Genomic DNA, 5,300 nt, shown 5'->3' with positions numbered 1-5,300 from the left:
GGCCCCGGCGTGCCTCCGCCGCCCCCGGGCGTTCCCGGTACGCCTCCGCCGCCTCCGGCGCCCGGTGTTCCGGGTACGCCGCCGCCCGGGGTCCCGGTGCCGGGGCAGCCGCCGGCGTACGGGTATCCGCAGCAGCCGACCGGGCAGCCGACCGTCGGCCCCGGCTATCAGGCGGTGCTGCGCTACCGCGCGCAGGACGGCTCCGAGCAGCAGCTGATCCGGCGTTCCGCGCCGGGCATGCCGCACCCGGAGTGGCAGATCTTCCACGAGCTGCGCGCCATGAACGTGCCGCCGGACCAGGTGCTGGAGCTGCACACCGAGCTGGAGTCGTGCGAGCTGCCGGGCGCCTACTGCGCGCGGATGATCCGTGAGCAGTGGCCGCAGGCGCGGATCACCTCGATCGCGCCGTACGGCCGGGATCACGCGAGCCGGCAGCAGGGCATGCAGCAGCTGCTCGCGCACCAGGGCGAGTTGCATCAGGTGGCGGACGGTCCGGCGCGTCCGGCGCCGGTGCGGGTGCCGGTGCCTCCGGTGCAGCCGGCGCCGCCGATCCCGCCGGAGGGCATCGCCCAGGAGCTGGCGACGGCGTTCGGTCCGGGCGTGTTCCGCTTCGAGCAGGCGGCGGTGTCCCGGCAGGGCGTGCCGCCGATCGTGGCGCACACGCTGGTGGTGGCCGGGCTGCCGATGGACATGGGCCCGTTCTTCTGGGCGCAGGCGCAGCCGGGCCGCCCGGTGCCGACACTGGCGGAGCTGGCGGCCGAGCGCGGTGTGCAGCCGGCCCCGGACGCGGGCTCGTACCTGGTGATGGGCAGCGACTTCGGTAAGGCCATCTGTGTGCAGTACGGCACGGCGAACATCGTCGCGGTGCCGGTGGAGGCGGGGCCGGGTGGTACTCCGGTGCCGCCGCAGTTCGTCAACACCGGCCTGCCGGAGTTCGCGCGCTGCCTGGCGCTGCTCGGGCGGATGTGGCGGCTGAGGTTCGGGCTGAACCAGGAGCAGGCGGGCCGCTGGACGGTGGACTTCCAGGCGCAGCTGGCCGCGCTGGACCCGGCGGCGCTGGGTTCGCCGGAGAGCTGGTGGTCGGTGCTGCTGGAGCAGATGTGGGACGGCCTGCTGTGAGGCGCTGAGCGCACAGTGGTGAGGGGCCGGCCCTGGTCGAGTGACCGGGGCCGGCCCCCTTTTCTGGTTCACCGGCGCGCACCGAACGGGCTCAATGTCCGGAGTGTCCGGCACGCACTGAACAGGCTGAATGTCCGGAGTGTCGCGTTATGCACCCTTATGTTCCATACCTCAAGATGTGCGCGAAATCATCATGTCGCATCCATCCGGAGGAGAGGTCGAGGGATGAGCAGCGCACCGGGGTCGACGCAGGACTTCGTGACCGTGCGGGGGCGCGGCTACCGCCCCCTTCAAGTGATCGCGTACGTCGAGGCGCTGTCCAAGGACCGCGACGCCGCCTGGGAGCGGGCGGCCCGGCTCACGGTGCTGGCCCGGGAGATGGAGGAGGAGCTGCGGCTGCTGCGGGAGCGGGTGGCGAGGCTGCCCGACCAGACGTACGAGTCGCTCGGGGAGAGTGCCCGGCGGCTGTTCGAGCTGGTGCAGCAGGAGGCGGTGGCCGTGCGGGAGGGGGCGCGGCAGGAGGCGCGGCGGATCGCGCAGGAGGCGGGCGCCGAGGCGGAGGGCGTACGGGAGTCGGCGCAGGCGTGGGCCGACGCGGTGCGCGCCGAGGCGGACGAGCGGGCCCGGCAGCGGCTGCTGGCGGCGGGCGCGGAGGCGGACGAGATCTGCGTCGCGGCCCGCCGTGAGGTGAAGGACCGGCGCGGTGAGGCGCTGCAGGCGCAGCGGCAGATGCGGCAGCGGGTGTCCGAGATGCTCGCGGAGATGGCCGAGGAGCAGGCCGCGCGGCTGACCGAGGTGGAGGACGAGGAGGCCGGGCGCACGGCGGAGCTGGAGGCCCGGCACACCCGGGAGGTGGCGGTGGCCGAGCGGGAACTGTCCGAGGCGAAGCGGGCGTTCGCCGACGCCGAGGAGGCGGCCCGGCGCCTGGAGGAACGGGCGCGGGAGCGGGCGGAGGAGGTGCTGGCGGCGGCGCGGGCCGAGGAGGAGGCGATCGAGGCCCGCACCGAGCAGCTGCTGCGCGAGCACGCGCGGACGCGGGACGAGGTGCAGGCCCATATGGACCATGTGTGCTCGAGCCTGACGGCGCTGACGGGCCGGGCGGTGGAGTGAGGGCACTGCGCGAGCACGCGCGGACGCGGGACGAGGTGCAGGCCCATATGGACCATGTGTGCTCGAGCCTGACGGCGCTGACGGGCCGGGCGGTGGAGTGAGGGCACCGTCCCGTCGCCCGTCAGCTGCTTGGTCCGTTCCTTGAACCGGCGGTCGCCTCCATGCGGCCTGTCCCTCCGTCAGTTCCTGCCGCGGGCCTCTTGGCCGTTTCCTTCTGCTCTGTCAGTTCCTTCTGCGGGCCGCCCCGGCGAGGATCCACGCCTCCACCGCCTCGTACTGCCGCCGCTGCACCTCGGCCTTCGTCCGTCCGCTGACGAGGGTGCCGAGCCAGCCGCAGGCGAAGCCGACCGGGATGGACAGCAGGCCCGTGGTGGTGAACGGGTAGTAGGTGAAGTCGGCGTCGGGGAAGGCGGAGACGGGGGTGCCGGAGACCAGGGTGGTGCCCGGCATCAGCAGCAGCACGGCGAGGGTGCCGCCGATGAGGGTGCTGAGCAGGCCGGTGCGGGTGTAGCGGCGCCAGAACAGCCCGTAGACGAGGGCCGGGGCGATGGCCGAGGCGCCGATGCAGAAGGACAGGGTGACCAGCGGATGCAGGCTGTAGTGCTGCACCAGGGTGGCCAGCGCGATGGTGGGGACGCCGACGGCGAACGCGGACAGGCGGGCCAGCGTCATCTCGCGGCGCGGTGACATGTCCTGCACGCGGGCGGCGAAGACGTCGTGGGCGAGTGAGTTGGCGCAGGCGAGGATCATGCCGGCGACGGAGGCGAGCACGGTGAGGAAGATCGCCGTGGTGACGGTGGTGAACAGGAAGGTCTCCGCCGTGGTCACCTCCGCTCCGAACGCGGCCCGGGAGCCGAGCAGATAGGCGGTGTTGCCGCGCGGGTCCGCCTCGGCGATGGCGGCCCGGCCGATCAGGGCGGTGGCGCCGAAGCCGACGACGGTGATGAGTACGACGAACAGCGCCACGATCGACACCGCCCAGGACATGGAGCGGCGCACCTGGCGGGCGCTGGAGGCGGTGTACATGCGCATGGTGATGTGGGGCAGGACACCGCCGCCGAGGACGACCGTCAGCTCCCCGCTGATCATGTCGAGTTCGGGGGCGCCGGCGCCGGTGAACTGCAGTCCGGAGGCGAGGAACTGCGGGCCGATCCCGCTGTTGGCCGCGGCCGCGTCGAACAGGGCGCCGGGGTCCCAGTCGAAGCAGTTGAGGATGAGGACGGCGACGATGCCTCCGGAGCCGAGCAGCATCACTATCTTCAGGATCTGGATGAGGGCGGTGCCCTTCATGCCGCCGATCGCCGCGTAGCTGATCATCAGGGCGCCGACGCCGATGATGCAGCCGGTCTGCATCGACTCGCCGGAGAAGCCGAGGATGAAGCCCATCATCTGGCCGACTCCGGCGAGCTGCACCAGCATCAGCGGCAGCAGCGCGGCGAGGGTGACGACGCAGGTGGCGATCCTGACGCTGCGTCCGGGCATGCGCCGGGCGAGTGCGTCGCCCATGGTGAACCGGCCCGCGTTGCGCAGGGGTTCGGCGAGCAGGAACATCAGCAGCATCAGCGACAGGGCGGTGCTGAGGGCGAGGACGACGCCGTCGTAGCCGAACAGGGCGATGATGCCGCCGGTGCCGAGGACGGTGGCGGCGGAGATGTAGTCACCGGCGATGGCGAGGCCGTTGCGCATGGGGGACAGGGAGCCGTAGCCGGTGTAGAACTCGTCGAGGTCGTCGCGGTCGGGGCCGGTCATCACGCACAGCAGCAGGGTGACGGTGGCGACGGCGGTGAACCCGACGAGCGCCATGGCCTGGGCGTTTCCGCTGAATTCGGGGTTCATCGGGCGGCTCCCCGTTTGGCGTCGAGTTCCGCCTGTTTGCGGATGAGGGCGGCCAGCGGGTCGACGCGGCGCCGGGCGGTCCCCTCGTACAGGACGATCGCCAGCCAGGTGACCGGGACCTGGCCGAGGGCGAGCAGCAGCCCCCGGGGCAGGCCGTCGGTGACGGTGCCGGTCATGAAGGAGGGGGCGTAGGCGGAGAGGATCAGGAAGAGGGTGAAGTAGCCGAGTGCGGTGAGGGTGGCCACGCGGCGCTGCCAGCGGTAGGCGCTGCGCAGGATCCGCAGGTCGCTGTGGTGGCCGAGGGGGGCGGGGGGAACGGTGGGGCGTCTGGGTTCGGGGGGCTGGGGCGGGAGCGGCGGCTGCCAGGGGTAGGAGGCGTAGGGGGGAGAGGCGTCGCGGCGTGGGGGCGGTGGCTGGTACGGGTCGTACGTCATCCCGTGCTCCTTGCGTGGCTCGGGTCCGGTGCGGCGGACCGCAGGGAGGTTGGGGGGGCGGTCCACGCACGCTACTCGGCGGTTCCGCGGCGCGCTGCGTTTTGGCCAAACTGATCGGTCGGTATGGAGACGCTGCGCTGACCTGGGGAGTTACCGGCGTTAACTTGGGGTGCTCGTGTGAGGGGCGTGTGGAGGAAGGTGTCCGAGGTGCCGCAGGTAGGCGGTGCCGGGGCGGCCGCCGACGAGGGTGTCGCCGGTGCGGGTGAAGCCGTTGCGGGTGAGGACCTTCCGGGAGGCCCGGTTGTCCAGGGTGGTGACCGCTGTGAGGGCGGTGAGGCGGTACGCCGTCGCCGCCAGCCGGCAGATCCCGGCGACCGCCGCCGTGGCCACGCCCCGGCCGGCCGCGGACTCGGCCACCCGGTAGCCGAGTCCGGCGCGGCCGTCCGCCACGTCCATCAGGTTGATCCGGCCGGCCAGGCGGCCCTCGTCATCGAGGATCACGTGGAAGTGGCAGATCCCGTCGCGTTGTTCGGCGAGCAGCGACGCCAGGCGCTCGGCGAATCCGGACGGGGTGAAGAAGGCGTCCCCGCGGTCCGGCACCGTGCGCGCGAAGTAGGCGCGGTTGGCGCGCTCGAAGTCCAGCAGGGCGCCGGCGTGGTCCGCGCGCAGCCGTTCCAGGGTCACCATGGCGGCAGCGTACGCAGGCGGTCAGTCCCTCAGCACCGGGAATTTCCGCGGCGCCAGCACCAGCAGCACCACGAACGCCAGCGCCGCGGCGGCCGCCGCGCCCAGGTAGACGGC

5 protein-coding genes are annotated in these 5,300 nt (G+C 72.7%); 2 read left to right on the top strand and 3 right to left on the bottom strand.

Going from position 1 to position 5,300, the window contains the following annotated elements:
• Together ABD207_RS17765 and ABD207_RS17760 are read left to right on the top strand one after the other, a co-directional pair.
• Positions 1-1,119, top strand: a 1,119-nt coding sequence (locus tag ABD207_RS17765; protein WP_344014068.1) for an SUKH-4 family immunity protein, incomplete at its 5' end; no start/stop codon positions are given.
• Between the two features lie 225 nt (positions 1,120-1,344).
• Positions 1,345-2,229, top strand: coding sequence for a coiled-coil domain-containing protein (locus ABD207_RS17760; RefSeq protein WP_344014067.1), 885 nt, complete (start codon positions 1,345-1,347; stop codon positions 2,227-2,229).
• A gap of 222 nt (positions 2,230-2,451) precedes the next feature.
• On the opposite strand, the gene ABD207_RS17750 is transcribed toward ABD207_RS17760, so the two are convergent.
• The 3 genes from ABD207_RS17750 to ABD207_RS17740 form a co-directional block, all read right to left on the bottom strand.
• Positions 2,452-4,065, bottom strand: coding sequence for a sodium/solute symporter (locus tag ABD207_RS17750; protein ID WP_344014066.1), 1,614 nt, complete (start codon positions 4,063-4,065; stop codon positions 2,452-2,454).
• On the bottom strand, positions 4,062-4,499 hold the full coding sequence (locus ABD207_RS17745) for a DUF485 domain-containing protein (protein WP_344014065.1): 438 nt from the start codon (positions 4,497-4,499) through the stop codon (positions 4,062-4,064). Before ABD207_RS17745 ends, ABD207_RS17750 begins: the two co-directional genes overlap by 4 nt.
• A gap of 159 nt (positions 4,500-4,658) precedes the next feature.
• Entirely contained in the window at positions 4,659-5,186 is a 528-nt protein-coding gene (locus ABD207_RS17740; protein ID WP_344014064.1) for a GNAT family N-acetyltransferase, read from the bottom strand.
• Positions 5,187-5,300 lie beyond the last annotated feature (114 nt).

Origin of the sequence: Streptomyces thermospinosisporus (genome assembly GCF_039526425.1) — a bacterium.
Lineage (GTDB): Bacteria > Actinomycetota > Actinomycetes > Streptomycetales > Streptomycetaceae > Streptomyces > Streptomyces thermocarboxydovorans.
This window is presented reverse-complemented; position numbering and strand designations above follow the sequence as displayed.

What these genes read in the sequence shown, in the direction of transcription:
- ABD207_RS17750 (WP_344014066.1), bottom strand. Translation starts at nt 4,065, where the DNA reads ATGAACCCCGAATTCAGCGGAAACGCCCAGGCCATGGCGCTCGTCGGG.
- ABD207_RS17740 (WP_344014064.1), bottom strand. Translation starts at nt 5,186, where the DNA reads ATGGTGACCCTGGAACGGCTGCGCGCGGACCACGCCGGCGCCCTGCTG.
- ABD207_RS17745 (WP_344014065.1), bottom strand. Translation starts at nt 4,499, where the DNA reads ATGACGTACGACCCGTACCAGCCACCGCCCCCACGCCGCGACGCCTCT.
- ABD207_RS17760 (WP_344014067.1), top strand. Translation starts at nt 1,345, where the DNA reads ATGAGCAGCGCACCGGGGTCGACGCAGGACTTCGTGACCGTGCGGGGG.